Source organism: Allobosea sp. P2_A10 (genome assembly GCF_056405115.1).
Map to the genome: position 1 here is coordinate 149670 of NZ_JBFUCS010000010.1, position 14575 is coordinate 164244.

Annotated in this window: 13 protein-coding genes; 5 read left to right on the forward strand and 8 right to left on the reverse strand. The window is 66.1% G+C overall.

The window, feature by feature from the left end:
* Nucleotides 1-43: 43 nt before the first annotated feature.
* A complete protein-coding gene (locus tag AC1DZY_RS15945) occupies nt 44-1552 on the forward strand; it encodes a helicase HerA domain-containing protein (RefSeq protein WP_476821106.1) in 1509 nt (502 codons plus the stop codon).
* A gap of 7 nt (nt 1553-1559) precedes the next feature.
* On the opposite strand, the gene AC1DZY_RS15950 is transcribed toward AC1DZY_RS15945, so the two are convergent.
* Nucleotides 1560-2132, reverse strand: coding sequence for a TIGR00645 family protein (locus tag AC1DZY_RS15950; protein WP_476821107.1), 573 nt, complete (start codon nt 2130-2132; stop codon nt 1560-1562).
* A 245-nt stretch (nt 2133-2377) separates the two neighbouring features.
* Here AC1DZY_RS15950 and AC1DZY_RS15955 point away from each other — a divergent pair, with 245 nt between their 5' ends.
* The 4 genes from AC1DZY_RS15955 to xth all read left to right on the forward strand — a co-directional run bounded on the left by AC1DZY_RS15955 (nt 2378) and on the right by xth (nt 4925).
* Nucleotides 2378-2857, forward strand: a complete 480-nt coding sequence (locus tag AC1DZY_RS15955) for a BA14K family protein (protein WP_476821108.1) — start codon at nt 2378-2380, stop codon at nt 2855-2857.
* 157 nt (nt 2858-3014) lie between these two features.
* Nucleotides 3015-3401: a CidA/LrgA family protein gene (locus AC1DZY_RS15960; protein WP_476821109.1), complete on the forward strand. Its 387-nt coding sequence runs from the start codon at nt 3015-3017 to the stop codon at nt 3399-3401.
* The gene (locus AC1DZY_RS15965) at nt 3398-4138 is read left to right on the forward strand and encodes an LrgB family protein (protein WP_476821110.1); all 741 of its coding nucleotides are present in this window, start codon (nt 3398-3400) and stop codon (nt 4136-4138) included. Before AC1DZY_RS15960 ends, AC1DZY_RS15965 begins: the two co-directional genes overlap by 4 nt.
* 4 nt (nt 4139-4142) lie before the next feature.
* Complete coding sequence (gene xth, locus AC1DZY_RS15970) at nt 4143-4925, forward strand: exodeoxyribonuclease III (protein ID WP_476821111.1); 783 nt, start codon at nt 4143-4145, stop codon at nt 4923-4925.
* A gap of 42 nt (nt 4926-4967) precedes the next feature.
* Here the strand turns inward: xth and AC1DZY_RS15975 are convergent, their stop codons facing one another.
* From AC1DZY_RS15975 to dps, 7 genes are all read right to left on the reverse strand, one after another.
* Nucleotides 4968-5336 (reverse strand): hypothetical protein, encoded by a 369-nt coding sequence (locus tag AC1DZY_RS15975; protein WP_476821112.1) that lies wholly within the window; start codon nt 5334-5336, stop codon nt 4968-4970.
* A gap of 68 nt (nt 5337-5404) precedes the next feature.
* Nucleotides 5405-6361 (reverse strand): tetratricopeptide repeat protein, encoded by a 957-nt coding sequence (locus tag AC1DZY_RS15980; RefSeq protein ID WP_476821113.1) that lies wholly within the window; start codon nt 6359-6361, stop codon nt 5405-5407.
* Nucleotides 6348-8078, reverse strand: a complete 1731-nt coding sequence (ilvD, locus tag AC1DZY_RS15985) for a dihydroxy-acid dehydratase (RefSeq protein WP_476821114.1) — start codon at nt 8076-8078, stop codon at nt 6348-6350. Before ilvD ends, AC1DZY_RS15980 begins: the two co-directional genes overlap by 14 nt.
* A 336-nt stretch (nt 8079-8414) precedes the next feature.
* A complete protein-coding gene (locus tag AC1DZY_RS15990) occupies nt 8415-8996 on the reverse strand; it encodes a YqaA family protein (RefSeq protein ID WP_476821115.1) in 582 nt (193 codons plus the stop codon).
* Nucleotides 8997-9149: 153 nt separating this feature from the next.
* A complete protein-coding gene (locus AC1DZY_RS15995; RefSeq protein ID WP_476821116.1) occupies nt 9150-10781 on the reverse strand; it encodes an alkaline phosphatase D family protein in 1632 nt (543 codons plus the stop codon).
* 250 nt (nt 10782-11031) lie between these two features.
* Nucleotides 11032-13851: a valine--tRNA ligase gene (locus AC1DZY_RS16000; protein WP_476821117.1), complete on the reverse strand. Its 2820-nt coding sequence runs from the start codon at nt 13849-13851 to the stop codon at nt 11032-11034.
* Nucleotides 13852-13980: 129 nt separating this feature from the next.
* The gene (gene dps, locus AC1DZY_RS16005; protein ID WP_476821118.1) at nt 13981-14520 is read right to left on the reverse strand and encodes a DNA starvation/stationary phase protection protein Dps; all 540 of its coding nucleotides are present in this window, start codon (nt 14518-14520) and stop codon (nt 13981-13983) included.
* Nucleotides 14521-14575 lie beyond the last annotated feature (55 nt).

Genomic DNA, 14575 nt, shown 5'->3' on the forward strand with positions numbered 1-14575 from the left:
GAAGCGCCGGTCCGATGGTTAAGGGAAGTGGCGTGATCGCGGCATGACGACGGCTATCGACATGGGGTTGAGCCGGAGCGGCGAACCGGCCTGGCTCGATCTCGCCGAGTTGCTGGCGACACGATTGCTGGTGCAGGGCAATTCCGGCTCGGGCAAGTCGCATCTGCTGCGTCGGCTGCTGGAGCAGAGCGCGCCTCTGGTGCAGCAGGCGGTAATCGACCCGGAAGGCGATTTCGTTTCGCTCGCCGACCAGTTCGGCCATGTCGTGGTCGATGCGCAATGCGGCGAGGCCGAGCTCCAGCGGGTCGCGCTCAGGGTGCGCCAGCATCGCGTCTCGGTGGTGCTCAATCTCGAGAACCTCGAAGCCGACGAGCAGTTGCGCGCCACCGCTGCGTTCCTCGGCGGTCTCTTCGATGTCGATCGCAGCCTGTGGTTCCCGATGCTGATCGTCGTCGACGAGGCCCAGCTCTTCGCGCCCGTGATGGCGGGCGAGGCTTCCGACGAAGCGCGCAGGCTGTCGCTGGGCGCGATGACCAATCTGATGTGCCGGGGCCGCAAGCGCGGGCTGGCCGGCGTGATCGCGACGCAGCGGCTGGCCAAGCTTGCCAAGAACGTCGCGGCCGAGGCCTCGAATTTTCTGATGGGCCGCACCTTCCTCGACATCGATATGGCCCGTGCCGCCGATCTGCTCGGCATGGACCGCAAGCAGGCCGAGATGTTCCGCGATCTCGAACGCGGCCAGTTCGTGGCGCTGGGCCCGGCTTTGTCGAAGCGCCCGCTGCCGTTGCGAATCGGGCCCGCGACCTCGGTCGATCGCGGCGGCGCGCCGGGCCTCCTGCCACTGCCCGAGCAGGGGCAGGAGGAAGCAGGCAAGCTGATCTTCACCGCCGGTTCGGACGAGCCTTCGCCAGCGAGCCGACTGCCGCGCCCTGCCCCGCGTCCGCGCCCCGCCAATGACGTGTTGCAGCAGCTCGAGAGCTATCGCCCGGTCGCAGCCGCCGAGCCGGAGCCCGAGATCGCGATCGCGCCGGCCGAGCGCGAGGCTATCATGACGGAGATCCTGCGCGAGTTGATGTCCGATCCCGAGGCGCGCTCGCGGCAGGTCGCCGTGCTCTATCAGGATTTCACCGTGCGCTGCCGCATGCGCGCGCTTGGCCGGACCCATCTCAGTCTCGAGGAGTTTCGCCGGCGTCTGGCGGTCGCGCGCGCCGGCGCAAGCGGCGAGACGGTCGATTCGGACGCCTGGCAGGCGGCGATCGCAGCCTCCCTTGCCTTGCCGGAGGATTTGCAGGGGCTGTTCCTGTTCATCGCCCGCGCCGGGATCGAACGCATGCCAGCCCCCAGCGACGCCGAACTCGCCAGCGTCTATGGCAGCCATTCGCCGAGCCGGGCGCGCCGCCTGCTCGGCTATATCGAGGAGCGCGGGCTCCTCGTCGCCCATGTCGATTTTCGCGGCCAGCGCACGCTCGCGCTGCCGACGCTCGGGCTGGAGACCGCGCCCGGCCTCGCCCAGCCGCGAACCGCAGGGCTACCGCGCCGCCTCAGAGGGTGAAACTCGTTCAGTGGCCCTTGCCGGTGGGCATCGTCATCCGGTCGACCCAGGCGATGCCGATCGCCGACAGGATGAAGACCGTATGGATCACGGTCTGCAGGATGACGCCTGTCGAGGTGTAGTTCGTCGCAGTGGCGCTGCCGATATTGCCTGCCTCGATGAAGGTCCGCAGCAGGTGGATCGACGAAATGCCGATGATCGCCATGGCGAGCTTGATCTTGAGCACGCTGGCGTTGACGTGGCTGAGCCACTCCGGCTGGTCGGGATGTCCCTCCAGCCGCAGCCGTGAGACGAAGGTCTCGTAGCCGCCGACGATGACCATGATCAACAGGTTCGAGATCATCACCACGTCGATCAGGCCCAGCACGACCAGCATGATCTGCTGCTCGCCGAAGGACGAGGCGTGGGTCACGAGATGCCAGAGTTCCTTGAGGAACAGGAAGACGTAGACGCACTGCGCCACGATCAGCCCGAGATAGAGCGGCAACTGCAGCCAGCGCGAACTGAAGATGATTGTCGGCAACAGACCGATAGCCCTGGCGACGGTGGGAACTGGCGGGGTTTCACCAGGATGCGACATGGGACTAGTCTCTCGAATGGATGCTGCAGTGCAAAAAACCTTGCCGCTAGATGGGGCCAGAGCAGCGCGCCTGCAAGCAGGTCTTGCCATGCAGCGGCAAAAGCCTCCGAAAGCAGTGCGGCCGTCGAAAATTTGACCATCTTTGCGATCAGCGCTTCCATGACGCCACGTCAGCGACTAAGTTCGGTGACAATCGGAGGAACATGTCGAGTTCCTCTCGCGTTGGAGAGGAAAGGAGTTTTCTCATGATCAAGACTTTGGCTATCGCCGCCGTGCTCGCCGGAAGCGCCCTCGTGGCGGCTCCCGCTTCGGCTGCGCCGATCAGCGCGACCTCGTCCGCCGCCTTGGCGCTGGCCGATAGCGGCAAGGATCTGGTCGAGACCGTGCAGTATCGCCGCTACGGCCCCGGCTACCGTGGCGCATATCGCGGCGGCTACCGTGGCGGTGCTCGTTACGGCTACAGGGGCGGTTACCGCGGCGGTCGCGGCGCGGCGGTCGGCGCAGGCATCGCTGCCGGCGCGATCGGCGCTCTGGCGGCGGGCGCTTTGCTCGCACCCGGCCCGGTCTACGCCGCGCCAGCTCCCGTCTACGGCGCGCCCGTCTATGGTGGCTATGCGCCTTCGGACGGCGACGCCGTGGCTTATTGCTCGCGCCGCTTCCGCAGCTATGACCCGGAGACCGGGACCTATATCGCCGCCGGCGGCGTGGTCCGTGCCTGCCCCTGAGCCGGCGACAGCTGACACCGTCTGACCGACGAATCCGGCAACCTCCCTGCAGTGATGCGGGGAGGTTTTTTGTGGTCTTGTGCTTCTTGTTTTTGTGCCTTTTGCCGTCGCGGTCGCGCTAGGCTGGCAAACAGCCCGGCGGACAGTGAGCGCACCGATGATCGCAAGCCTGACCCTTCTTCTCGCCTGCCAGCTCGCCGGCGAAGCCATGGCGCGGCTGCTCGTCTTGCCGGTGCCGGGCCCGGTACTCGGCCTGGCGCTGCTCTTCCTCGGCCTGCAGCTTCGGCGCTATCGCCGGCCCGAAGGCACGCCGGTCGATGAACTGCCGCTCGGCGCGGTCGCGGGCGTGCTGCTCGCCCATCTCTCGCTGCTGTTTGTGCCTGCCGGCGCCGGCATCGTGCGCCATGCCGGCACGATGCTCGCTCATGGCCCGAGCCTGATCGCGGCGCTCGTCGGCTCTACGGCGCTGACGCTGCTGGTCACCGCCTTCGTCTTCGTCAAGGTCGCGAACCTCGTCGGCAGCCGTCCGGAAACCGACTCATGACGCCGCTCGACCTCGCCCGCGTCGAGACGCTCTGGGTCTATCTCGCGGCCGATCCGCTGCTCTGGCTCACCGTGACGCTGGTCGCCTATGTCGCGGCCGATCGGATTTCGGCCGCCTGCGGACGCCACCCCCTCGCCAATCCGGTCCTGATGGCGGTTGCGCTGATCGCCGCGATCCTGACCGCGACGCGCACGCCGTTCGAGACTTATTTTCAGGGCGCGCAGTTCGTGCATTTCCTGCTCGGGCCGGCGACGGTCGCGCTCGCCGTGCCGCTGCATCGGCACTGGCCGGTGGTGCGCAAGGCGGCACTGCCAATTCTGGCCGCGCTGTTCGCCGGAGCCGTCACGGCCGTCGTCAGCGCGGTCGGCATCGCCGCCGCCTTCGGTGCGCCATACCCGGTGCTGGCGGCGCTCGCGCCCAAATCCGTCACGGCCGCGATCGCGATGGGGATTTCGCGCGAGATCGGCGGCGAGCCCTCGCTGACCGCGACGCTGGTGATCGCGACCGGCATCTTCGGCGCGGTCATGGTGACGCCGCTGATGATTTTATGCCGCTTCACCGACTGGCGGGCGCGCGGCTTTGCGGCGGGCCTCGCCTCGCATGGCATCGGCACCGCCCGGGCCTTTCAGGTCAACCCGGTCGCCGGCACCTTCGCCGGCATCGCCATGGGAATGAACGGACTTGTCACGGCGGCGCTGGTGCCGCTTATCCTGCGTCTCTTTCGAGTCGGGAGCTGAAGCGTTGCGCATCGCCACCTGGAACGTGAATTCGGTCCGCCAGCGGCTTGGCCATCTGCTCGACTTTCTCAGGCAGGAAGAGCCCGACGCGCTCTGCCTGCAGGAGATCAAATGCGTCGATGCCGATTTTCCGCGCGCCGAGATCGAGGAGGCCGGCTGGCAGGTCGAGACCCATGGCCAGAAAACCTTCAACGGTGTCGCCATCATCTCGCGCATCAAGCTCGAGGATGTCCGGCGCGGCTTACCCGGTGACGAGACCGACGAGCAGGCGCGCTATCTCGAAGGCGTTCTGCCGCTTGGATCGGGCGTGGTGCGCATCGCCTCGATCTATCTGCCCAACGGCAACCCGCCCAACACCGAGAAATATCCCTACAAGCTCGGCTGGATGCAGCGTTTGACCGACCATGCGCGCGGTCTTCTCGCAATGGAGGAGCCGCTGGTGCTGGCGGGCGACTACAATGTGATCCCCGAACCGCGCGACGCGCGCGAACCGGCCGTCTGGGTCAATGACGCGCTCTTCCTGCCGCCGACCCGCACCGCCTTTCGCGGCCTGCTCGCTCTGGGCCTGACCGAAGCGCTACGAGCGACGAGCGAGGCCAGCGGGCTCTACACCTTCTGGGACTATCAGGCCGGCGCCTGGCAGCGCAATAACGGCATCCGCATCGACCATCTGCTGCTGTCGCCGCAGGCGGCAGACCGGCTGTCGGGCGTCCAGATCGTCAAGCATGTCCGCGGCTGGGAGAAGCCGTCGGACCATGTGCCGGTGATGGTGGAGCTGGCGGCCTGAGCCGCGTTCTTCACTGCTCCCGCAAGGGGAGAAGGGAAGCGCTCAGTCCGCGCTGCCGCGCTTCACGCCGCCCTTGATGAACACGCGAAACGGCGTCGTTCCGGTCGCCGAACCATCGGCCGAGCGCCATTTCCCGGCTGTGCAGAGCACACCGCCCTGCGTCTCGACCGCGTCGAAGACGATCGAGTTGCGATAGACTGTGCCATTGGGCTCGATCGCGCGGAAATTCGTGGTGCACGTCCCGTTCGCGACGACGGGGTCGTAATCATGAATCATGATGCCGCCGCCGCCCGTGCTCGGGAACGGATCCTTGAGCGGAGCCCAGGCCTCGAAATTCTCCTGAGCGATAGCCCCTGACAGGCCAAGTACGGCGAAACTGGCGATCAGGCTGAAGGACGTGGCTTTGCGCATGGCGCAGGCTCCCTGTGGGTCTGCACCAGCTACGCTGGCCCGATGATAGCGGATGCAGACCGCAGGCTTCAGCGCTGCGCCGTGGTGCGCCCGCCGACCTGCTGGCGCTCGACCATGGCGAGCGCGGCGCTCCGGTCTGCCGCCGATGCTGCGGCAAAAGCTGCGTCATAGCGCTCGATGATCCAGCCCTCGCGCGCGGCGTCGGCGCCGTCGCGCGCCAGCGAGAGCCACATCAGGCCGATGACGGGGCTGCGCGGCACGCCGTCGCCGCCGCGCACCAGCATGTCGCCGAACACGGCCCGCGCGGGCGCATGGCCCTTTTCGGCGGCAAGCTTCATCCAGCGCGCCGCCTGGCGGGCGTCGCGGTTGGTGCCCTGCCCGCTCATATAGAGCCGCGCGAGATTGTACTGCCCGTCCGGGTCGCCGAAATACGAGGCGGCGTAGTGGAACATGTCGAAGGCCCGGTCGGCATTCGCCTTCACATAGGTGCCCTTGATGCCATCGAGAAAATAGCCGCCCAGCGCGACGAAGGCGCCGCTGACGATCCGCCCGTCGGCGGTGGCGGGAGTGGCGTCGGCGTTCTCGTCCGCGATCTTCGAGAAATACTCGAAGGCCTTGAGATCATTGGCCGGCACGCCGTCACCGCCGGCATACATCCGGCCGAGCTTGAACTGGGCGGTGAGATGTCCCTGCGAAGCCGCATATTCGAGCGCGCGCACAGCGCCGGCCTGGTCGCCGGCGGTGGTGTCGCGCATCCAGGCGCGGATCGCATCGCGCGCGCTGCTGAAGGGGACGAGCGGCAGCGCGGTATGCGCGGCCGGCGCATTGGGAGCCGGCGCGATGGCGCGGACACCGGGCGCGACCGGAGCAGGCGACGGCGCGACATCGGGCTCGGGCAGTATTATGCCCGGAATCGGGCGTGGCGGAACGGGTCCGCGACCGGCAACAGCATCCTGCGCCCAGGCAGCCTGTTGGCCGCCCAGGATCAGGAAAAATGCTGCAATGGTCGCGTCAGATATCCGCATAACAATGGATCTCGGCAGCCCCTCCGGGATGGGTCACGGCCCCACCCTTCGCAGAGCCGACCGTCTGGGCGTATTTCCACAGCGCACCCGAGGTGTAGTCGGTCTTGCGCGGCACCCAGTCCTTACGACGCGACTCAAGTTCGGCATCAGAAAGGCGGCAAGCGAGCTTTCCTGTGATGGCGTCGAGCTCGATGATGTCGCCGTCGCGGATCAGCGCGATCGGGCCGCCGACCGCAGCCTCCGGACCGACATGGCCGACACAGAAACCGCGCGTCGCACCCGAGAAGCGGCCATCGGTAATCAGCGCGACCTTGTCGCCCATGCCCTGGCCGTAAAGCGCCGCGGTGGTCGACAGCATCTCGCGCATGCCGGGGCCGCCCTTGGGACCCTCATAGCGGATGACCAGCACGTCGCCGACCTTGTATTCGCGGTTGGTGACGCAGGCGAACGCGTCCTCCTCGCGGTCGAAGCAGCGCGCGGGACCCGAAAACACCAGCTGCTCGGTGGTCATGCCGGCGATCTTCACGATCGCGCCCTCGGGCGCGAGATTGCCCTGCAGGCCGACGACGCCGCCATTGGGCGAGAGCGGCTTGTCGGCCGGACGGATCACGTCCTGGTCGCTGTTCCACTTCACCGAGGCCATGTTCTCGGCGATGGTCCGGCCGGTCACGGTCATGCAGTCGCCGTGGAGATAGCCATGATCGAGCAGCGTCTTCATCAGCAGCGGGATGCCGCCGACCTCGAACATGTCCTTGGCGACGTATTTTCCGCCGGGCTTGAGGTCGGCGATGTAGGGCGTCTTCTTGAAGATCTCGGCGACGGCGAAGAGATCGAAATCGATGCCGCACTCATGCGCGATCGCCGGCAGGTGCAGCGCGCCATTGGTCGAGCCGCCAGACGCCGCCACGACCGTCGCCGCGTTTTCCAGCGCCTTGAGCGTGACGATGTCGCGCGGCCGGATGTTACGGGCGATCAGCTCCATCACCATCTCGCCGGCGGTGTAGCAGAAGGTATCGCGCATATCGTAGGGCGCCGGTGCGCCGCAGGAATAGGGCAGCGCCAGGCCGATCGCCTCGGCGACGGTCGCCATGGTGTTGGCGGTGAACTGCGCGCCGCACGAGCCCGAGGACGGGCAGGCCGCCTCTTCCAGCTCCTGCAGATCCTCGTCCGACATCGCGCCGACCGAGTGCTTGCCGACGGCCTCGAACACATCCTGGACCGTGACCGGCTTGCCCTTGAAGGTGCCCGGCATGATCGAGCCGCCATAGATGAAGATCGAGGGCACGTTGAGGCGCACCATCGCCATCATCATCCCCGGCAGCGACTTGTCGCATCCGGCAAGGCCGACGAGCGCGTCATAGCAATGGCCGCGCATGGTCAGTTCGACCGAGTCGGCGATGCATTCGCGCGAGGCGAGCGAGGACTTCATGCCCTGATGGCCCATGGCGATGCCGTCGGTGACCGAGATCGTGCAGAACTCGCGCGGCGTGCCGTTGGCCGAGGCGACGCCCTTCTTGACGGCCTGGGCCTGGCGCATCAGCGAAATGTTGCAGGGTGCGGCCTCGTTCCAGCATGAGGCGACGCCGACGAAGGGCTGCGCGATCTGGCGGGCCGTCATGCCCATGGCGTAATAATACGACCGATGCGGCGCGCGGGCCGGACCTACGCTGACATGCCGGCTGGGCAGCCTCGATTTGTCGAACACACGCGCATCCATGGTCTTTTTCCCCGTTCCACCCTGCGCTCTGACCGCGAGGCAGATGTGCCACGCAGCCCAAGCCGGGCGCAACGCTCCCTCCGTCGTCAACCTTAAGGGAGGAACGCACCCCAAAGCCTGACAGACAGACTTTAATTCTTCTATATCTCAGTGGTTTATCGCGCCTCTCTGCTGGGCGCGCTTTGTGGCGGCTTCGCGGCAATCGCGCAGGCGCGGCGCAGCGTCCGCGCGATGCGGAACCAGTGTTGCGGCGATGTCACAAATCCCGGCGCAGTCTCGACGGCCCGGAACCTTTTCGGCCGCCACAGGATCGCGCCTGCGAAATAAGCCGATCGCTCACAGCACCATCGGCAGCACGAAGAAGCCGCCGAAGACCACGACGAGCAGCCCGATCGCGACCATCGGCAGATGCTTCTCGATGAAGATGCGGATGTCGTCGCCATAGAAGCGCAGCGCCAGCGCGATCATCATGAAGAAGGTGACGCGCGAGACCACCATGCCGATCGTGAACTTCCAGATGTCAAAGTGCAGGAACCCCGACATGATCGTGACGATCTTGAACGGGATCGGCGTCAGCCCCTTGGTGACCAGCACCCAGAACCAGTAGTCCTGCGAGGTCGAGATCAGCTGCGCCGCTTTCTCCTGCAGGCCGTAGATGCCGATCAGCCAGGAGCCGACGGAATCATAGAGCAGCGCGCCGATGGCGTAACCGAGATAACCGCCCATGACCGCGCCGAGCGAGCACACCCCGGCATAAAACCAGGCGCGGTCCGGCCTCGCGATGCACATCGGCAGCAGCAGCGGAATCGGCGGCAGCGGGCTGACCGAGCTTTCGACGAAGGTCAGCGCGAACAGCAGGTAAGGCGCGCCGGGATGGGAGGCGTAGGATACGCACCAGTCATAGGCTCGTTTGAGCATGGCGTTCGGGTAACCGGTCCTGGGTCGATGATGGCCACGGAACGCATGGCGGATTTGCGTCCGGCGCATCTAAGCGCGTCTGCAAGAGATTGCCAGAGATGTCTTGCGTCAACGTCAACATGGCGACGGATTCGTGTCCGTTGCGAGACGTGCTCACGCCGGTTTCAGCCCCGGCTGCCCGGCCTCGACCACGAAGCTCGCTTTGGTCGCCACCGCCGCTCCGGCCTGCGTGACCTTGTCGAGCAGGCGGTAATCGGCCTGCCAGAGCCGATGCGAAACGCTGTGGCGCATATAGCCGCGCTGGTTGTTGAAATAGCCGATATGCGGGTTTTTCGCGAGGCCGACCCGGCCGGCCCTGGTCATTGCCGCCCCGTCGCCGCCCGACGAGATCGAGGTCGCGACGAACTCGACGCCGAGCGTCTTCGATTTGGGATCGTCGAAATCCGCCTTCAGCGCGCCCGCCCAGTTCTGGTGGATGTCGCCGGTGAGCACGACCGGATTGGCCAGCCGGGCGCCCTCGATCGCTGCAAACAGCCGCTGGCGCGCCGCCACCGCGCCGTCCCATTTGTCCATGTTGTAGCTCGCTGGACCGGCCTCGGGCTCGGCATTGCGCCGCATCAGCATGACCTGCTGGGCGAGCACATTCCAGCGCGCCCTGCTGGTGCGAAACCCGTCCGCAAGCCAGCGCTCCTGCGTCGCCCCCAGCATGGTGCGTTCGGGCGCGAGCGCCTCGGTGCAGCCCGTCTGCCAGCCATCGCCGCAAGGCTGGTCGCTGCGATACTGGCGGGTGTCGAGCACGTCGATCTGCGCGAGGTCGCCATAGTGGAAGCGGCGATAGGCCAGGATTTCCGGCCCGCGCGGTATCGCCGCCCGGCGCAGCGGCATGTGCTCGTACCAGGCTTGAAAGGCGGCGGCCCGGCGCAGCGCGAAGATTTCGGGTGGCACGCCCGCGACGGCCGAAACATAGCCCGCCCAGTCGTTCTCGACCTCATGATCGTCGAAGGAGACCAGCCAGGGCGCCGAGGCATGGGCCGCCTGCAGATCGGGATCCAATTTGTAGATCGCGTAGCGGCGGCGATAGTCGGCGAGCGCGAAGATCTCGTCGGGCTCGCCCGGCATCACCCGCGCCACCGGCCGGGTCCGTTCGCCGGGACGCACCGTGCGGTACTCGTAGATGTAATCGCCATAGTGGAACACGAAATCGAAGCGTTCCTCGGCGACATGGCGGAAGGCCGTGAAGAAGCCGTCCTCATAGCGCTGGCAGCCGAGCACGCCGAAATTCATGCGTTCGACGGGCGCGCCGGCCGCTGGAAAGCTCCGGCCGCGTCCAACCGGGCTGCGCACGCCGCCGCAGGTAAAGCGGTAGAAATAGGCGCGGTTCGGCTCCAGCCCGCCGATCTCGACATGCACGGCATGGCCGAGTTCGGGACGCGCGAGCCCGGTGCCACGCTGCACCACCTGCCCGAACGCCTCATCAGTGGCGACCTCCCAGGCGACCTCGACGGCCCGCATCGGCATGCCGCCATGTTCGTCGAGCGGTTGCGGCGCGAGCTTCGTCCAGATCACGAAGCCATCGGACGAAGGATCGCCCGATGCGACCCCCAGCGAGAACGGATCGGCCTTGAAGACCGGATTGGCCCAGAGGCGCTGCGCCTGCGCCTGCCCGCTCGCCAGCATCAGGCCTGACGCCGCAAGCCCTGTCAGCAGCAGACGGCGCGAGGGTGTGCCGGCCTGCGTAACGAAATCGTCGGGATCGAAGCGACCGAAGGCGTTGCGGGCGAACATGGCGAAGGCTCCGGCTGGATTCCTATCAGGCTTTCCGCAATGCCAAAGCTTGGGTCTCAAAGCCTCTGGTTTGAATGAAAAACGCCGTCATTCCGGGCGCAGCGAAGCGGAGACCCGGAATCCATCGCAGAGCGCAACGCTTGACGATGGATTCCGGATCAGCGCCGCTTCGCGGCTTGTCCGGAATGACGAGGAGGGTTCGAGACGCGTTTTCAAGCAATTGATAATAGACCTCTTTGATGGCGCAATCTCACGACAGCCGCGCCAGCGCCTCGGCGATCTTGAGCTTGCGCGCTTGCGCCGCGGACTTGCGCTCGTGGTTCTCCTCGACGATCTCTTCGGGCGCGCGCGCCATGAAGTCGGGGTTGCCGAGCTTCTTGTCGACGATCGCGATGTCCTGGTCGAGTTTGGCCATCTCCTTGGCCAGCCGCGTGCGCTCGACATCGAGGTCGATGATGCCGGCCAGCGGCAAAGCCGCGACCTCGCCACGCACGATGATCTGGGCCGCCTGCGCGGGCGCGGCATCGGCAAAGGCGATTTCGGACACCCGCGCCAGCCGCTCGATCATCGGCGCCCAGGCTTCGATGGCGGCCCGTGTCGCAGCCGACGCCTTGACCAGCACCAAAGGCGACTGCGTGCCGGCAGGCACGTTGACCTCGGAACGCACCGAACGGATGTCCGAAATCAGGTCGACGACGAAACCGATCTCGGCTTCGGCCGCCTCGTCCTTCAGCGCCGCCAGATCGGGCCAGCGCGTCAGGCAGACCAGAGCATCCTCGCCATGGGCCACGGCGCGGGGAGCGCCCTCGCCTGCCTTCTGCGCCCAGAGCTCTTCGGTCAGGAACGGCATGAACGGATGCAGCAGCTGGCAGATCAGGTCGATGACATGCGCGATCGTCGCCTGCGTTTCGGCCTTTTGCGCGGCATCGACGCCCTCGCCCTGCAGCACCGGCTTGGCAAGCTCGAGATACCAGTCGCAGAACTGGTTCCAGACAAAGCGATAGGCGCCGCCCGCCGCCTCGTTGAACTTGAAGCTCGGGATGCCCGCCGCGATCTCGTCGGCAGCGCGCGCCGCCTCGCTCAGGATCCAGCGGTTGAGCGGTTGCTTGACGTTTGCCGGATCGAAGCCCGCTACGCGCGCACAGCCGTTCAGCTCGGCGAAACGCGCCGCGTTCCAGATTTTCGTCGCAAAATTGCGGTTGCTCTCGACGCGCGCGGGCGACAGCTTGATGTCGCGCCCCTGCGCCGCCATCGCAGCCAGCGTGAAGCGCAGCGCGTCGGCCCCGTACTGGTCGATGAGGACCAGCGGGTCGATGACGTTGCCCTTCGACTTCGACATCTTCGCGCCCTTCTCGTCGCGAACGATGGCGTGGATGTAGACGTCCCTGAACGGCACCTCGTCCATGAAGTTGAGGCCCATCATCATCATCCGGGCGACCCAGAAGAAGATGATGTCGAAGGCGGTGACCAACGTCGCAGTCGGATAGTAGCGCTTGAGTTCCGCCGTCTCGTCGGGCCAGCCCAAGGTCGAGAACGGCCACAACGCTGAAGAAAACCAGGTATCGAGCACGTCCTCGTCGCGGGTCAGCGCAACCGTGCCGCCATAGTGGCTAAGCGCCAGCGCCTGGGCTGCGGCCTCCGATTCCGCGACGAAAACCTCGCCGTCCGGCCCGTACCAGACCGGAATCTGGTGGCCCCACCAGAGCTGGCGCGAGACGCACCAGGGTTCGATATTCTCCAGCCAGTCGAAATAGACCTTGTTCCAGCTTTCGGGCGTGATCTTGGTGCGGCCGTCCTTGACGGCGGCCAGCGCGCGCTCAGCCAGCGGCTTGACGTCGACATACCACTGGTCGGTGAGCCAGGGCTCGATCACGACGTCAGAACGGTCGCCATGGGGCACGGTGTGGCCATGCGGCTCGACCTTGGCGAGATATCCGCGCTCGACCATCATCGCCACAACCGCTTTGCGCGCCGCAAAACGGTCTAGCCCGTGCAACGCCATTGTCTGCGCCTCGGGCGACGCACCTTCGAGGAAGTCGTCATTGCCCTGAATCAAAATGCGAGCTTCGCCGTCCAGCATATTGACGACGCGCAACTTCTGCCGCTTGCCGACCTCGAAATCGTTGAAATCATGCGCCGGCGTGATCTTGACCGCGCCGGTGCCCTTTTCCGGGTCGGCGTAGTCGTCGCCGAAGATCGGGATGACGCGCCCGACCAGAGGCAGCACGACGTTCCGGCCGATCAGGTGACCGAGCCTTTCGTTTTGCGGATGGACCGCGATGCCCGTGTCGCCGAGCATCGTTTCGGGCCGCGTCGTCGCAACCGTGATGAAGGTCGCAGCGTCGTCGGCGTCGTAGGTCACGCCTTCGAGCGGATAGTTGAAGTAATAGAGATGCCCGCCCGGCGCACGGTTCAAAACCTTCTCCAGCTTGGCGGCGTCAAAGGCCTCCTCGCCGCCGCGCTGCCATTTGAACGAGCCGGTGGTCTCGACCTGCACGACCTCGAGGTCGGAGATCGCGGTCTGGAACTTCGGATCCCAGTTGACCAGCCGCTTGGCGCGGTAGATCAGCCCCTGCTTGTGCAGCGACACGAACACCTTGAGGACGGCGGCGCTCAGGCCCTCGTCCATGGTGAAGCGCTCGCGCGACCAGTCGCAGGAGGCGCCCAGCCGCTTCAACTGGTTGACGATCGTCCCGCCGGACTCCTCCTTCCAGGCCCAGACCTCCTTGAGGAAGTCCTCGCGCGTCATGTCGCGGCGCGCGATGTTGCGTTCGGCCGAAAGCTTGCGCTCGACCACCATCTGCGTCGCGATGCCGGCATGGTCGGTGCCGGGCTGCCAGAGCACATCCTTGCCGCGCATGCGCTCGAACCGGCACAGCGCGTCCTGCAGCGTGTTGTTGAGCGCGTGGCCCATGTGAAGCGAGCCGGTGACGTTGGGCGGCGGGATCACGATGCAATAAGGCTCAGCGCCGGGAGACGCGCCGCGCCCGGCCTTGAAGGCCTCGGCCTTTTCCCACGCCGCGCTGACGCGCGCCTCGACGGTCGCCGGCTCGAATGTCTTGTCCATCATCGCTTCGCTCGAACGCAAAACGGCCGGGGAACCTGCCCCGGCCGTGAAAAATCAAAGGCCAATCGGTCTGCCGACTTAAGAGCCCATGCAGACCCCGCCCGTCAACGCCTACGACGGCTATCCGCCTCGTCAGGCCGCCGCGTTCGACTGCAGGAACCACAGCGCCTTGTCGAGCATGCGCGAGTACGCCGTCAGCAGATCCGCCGTACCGGCGTCGCCGGCTTCGTCGGTGGCATCGATCGCCTCGCGCACCAGATTGGCAGTGGCGGCGTAACGCGCGATCAGCGCGGCGAGATGGTCCTGCACCGTGATGATGTCGGTCGGATAGGTTTTCAGGCTGGTCGTCGCCGCCGTCGTCTGCGTCGTGCCTAACGCGATGCCGCCGAGCTGCGCGATGCGCTCGGCGACCGTATCGACATGCTCGTCGAGTTCCTTGCGGAAGCCGTCCAGCATCAGGTGGATGCCGATGAAGCCCGGACCTTTGAGGTTCCAATGGGCCTGCTTGGTGATCAGCGCGAGGTCGATGCCGTCGGCAAGACGTGCGTTCAGGACCGAGATCACCTCGGTCTTGGTGTTGGAGGCAAGGTCGACTCTCGACGAGGTGACGATTTTGGAGGTCGAGGCCTTCTTCGGAGCGGTCTTGGAGACCGATTTGGCTGCTTTCTTCATGGCGTGTCCTCAAGAGCTGGTGGCGGCTGCAATTCTCCGGCGTGACGCCGTTCCA

Excerpts from the sequence above, each read along its gene's own strand:
- AC1DZY_RS15945 (WP_476821106.1), top strand. The coding sequence starts at position 44 with ATGACGACGGCTATCGACATGGGGTTGAGCCGGAGCGGCGAACCGGCC.
- AC1DZY_RS15950 (WP_476821107.1), bottom strand. The coding sequence starts at position 2,132 with ATGTCGCATCCTGGTGAAACCCCGCCAGTTCCCACCGTCGCCAGGGCT.
- AC1DZY_RS15955 (WP_476821108.1), top strand. The coding sequence starts at position 2,378 with ATGATCAAGACTTTGGCTATCGCCGCCGTGCTCGCCGGAAGCGCCCTC.
- AC1DZY_RS15960 (WP_476821109.1), top strand. The coding sequence starts at position 3,015 with ATGATCGCAAGCCTGACCCTTCTTCTCGCCTGCCAGCTCGCCGGCGAA.
- AC1DZY_RS15965 (WP_476821110.1), top strand. The coding sequence starts at position 3,398 with ATGACGCCGCTCGACCTCGCCCGCGTCGAGACGCTCTGGGTCTATCTC.
- AC1DZY_RS15975 (WP_476821112.1), bottom strand. The coding sequence starts at position 5,336 with ATGCGCAAAGCCACGTCCTTCAGCCTGATCGCCAGTTTCGCCGTACTT.
- AC1DZY_RS15980 (WP_476821113.1), bottom strand. The coding sequence starts at position 6,361 with ATGCGGATATCTGACGCGACCATTGCAGCATTTTTCCTGATCCTGGGC.
- ilvD (WP_476821114.1), bottom strand. The coding sequence starts at position 8,078 with ATGGATGCGCGTGTGTTCGACAAATCGAGGCTGCCCAGCCGGCATGTC.
- AC1DZY_RS15990 (WP_476821115.1), bottom strand. The coding sequence starts at position 8,996 with ATGCTCAAACGAGCCTATGACTGGTGCGTATCCTACGCCTCCCATCCC.
- AC1DZY_RS15995 (WP_476821116.1), bottom strand. The coding sequence starts at position 10,781 with ATGTTCGCCCGCAACGCCTTCGGTCGCTTCGATCCCGACGATTTCGTT.
- AC1DZY_RS16000 (WP_476821117.1), bottom strand. The coding sequence starts at position 13,851 with ATGATGGACAAGACATTCGAGCCGGCGACCGTCGAGGCGCGCGTCAGC.
- dps (WP_476821118.1), bottom strand. The coding sequence starts at position 14,520 with ATGAAGAAAGCAGCCAAATCGGTCTCCAAGACCGCTCCGAAGAAGGCC.